2 protein-coding genes are annotated in these 1056 nt (G+C 65.4%); both read right to left on the bottom strand.

The features are described 5' to 3' along the window. Nucleotides 1–2: 2 nt before the first annotated feature. Nucleotides 3–836, bottom strand: a complete 834-nt coding sequence (locus DW821_RS10085; protein WP_117565064.1) for a PTS system mannose/fructose/sorbose family transporter subunit IID — start codon at nucleotides 834–836, stop codon at nucleotides 3–5. Further along, nucleotides 817–1056 (bottom strand): PTS sugar transporter subunit IIC (locus tag DW821_RS10080; RefSeq protein WP_147324175.1); only part of this gene is annotated, 240 nt, incomplete at its 5' end. The genes DW821_RS10080 and DW821_RS10085, both read right to left, overlap by 20 nt.

The following is a 1056-nucleotide window of genomic DNA, read 5'->3' as shown; positions in this document are numbered from 1 at the left end:
CCTTACGCCAGCACGCCGAAGAACGCGCCGATGATGCCCACGACCATGGTGGCCACGATCAGCACCATGGGGTTGATCTTCTTGGACAGCAGCCAGTAGTACAGCCAGAAGGCGAGCATGCCGAGCATGCCGGGCATGATGCCGTCCAGGATGTCCTGGAGGGTCTGGGCGTCCTCGCCCGAGCCGATGGCCACCGGGATGCTGGCCCAGAACATGTCCTTGCACATGGCGCCCACGACCATGACGCCCACGATGCCCACGCAGGTCATGATCTTCTGCATGAGGCCGGTCCTCTGGGCCTCGTCCAGGAAGCCCACGCCCAGCTCGTAGCCCTTGACGGCGCCCCAGATGCGCAGCGCGAAGCCGGGGACGTTGTAGATGAGCAGGAAGGCGATGGGGCCGAAGGGGTTGCCGGCCTGGCACAGGCTGATGCCCACCGCGGCGGCGACCACGCGCAGCGTCGACAGGAAGATGGAGTCGCCGATGCCGGACAGCGGGCCCATGAGGGCGGCCTTGACGTCGTTGACGCTCTCGGGCTCGATCTCGCCGCGGGCGACCTTCTCCTCCATGGCCATCGCGATGCCGCCGACGAACGGGGCGAACTGGACGGTGATGTTGAAGAACGCGCAGTGGCGATGCAGGGCCTCGGCGTAGTCGTCGGGGCGGCCGGCGTAGATCTTCTTGAGCATGTTGGCGACCATCAGGCAGAAGGCGATGTTCATCTGCTTGTAGTAGGTCCAGGAGAACTCCATGCCCAGGGCGCCGACGTTGACGGCGCTCTTGACGAGGTCGGAGCGCGTGATCTTGTTCTCGGGACTAGAAGTCATCGTCCTCATCCCCTTCCGCGGAAAGCTGGGGCTGGGCTCCGCCCAGGCCGAGCAGGTCGAACTTGTCGATGCCGATGATGATGGCGATCAGGGCGACGCCCAGGACGGGCACGTTGGCGTAGGAGCACAGCAGGAAGCCCAGGAAGTAGAAGGGCACGAGCTGCTTGGTGAGCACCAGGCGGCCGAGCATGGCGAAGCCCATGGCCGGCAGGATGTTGGCGGCAACGCC

The sequence above is a fragment of the Collinsella sp. AM33-4BH genome, assembly GCF_003469205.1.
In the GTDB taxonomy this organism is placed as follows: Bacteria; Actinomycetota; Coriobacteriia; order Coriobacteriales; family Coriobacteriaceae; genus Collinsella.
This window is presented reverse-complemented; position numbering and strand designations above follow the sequence as displayed.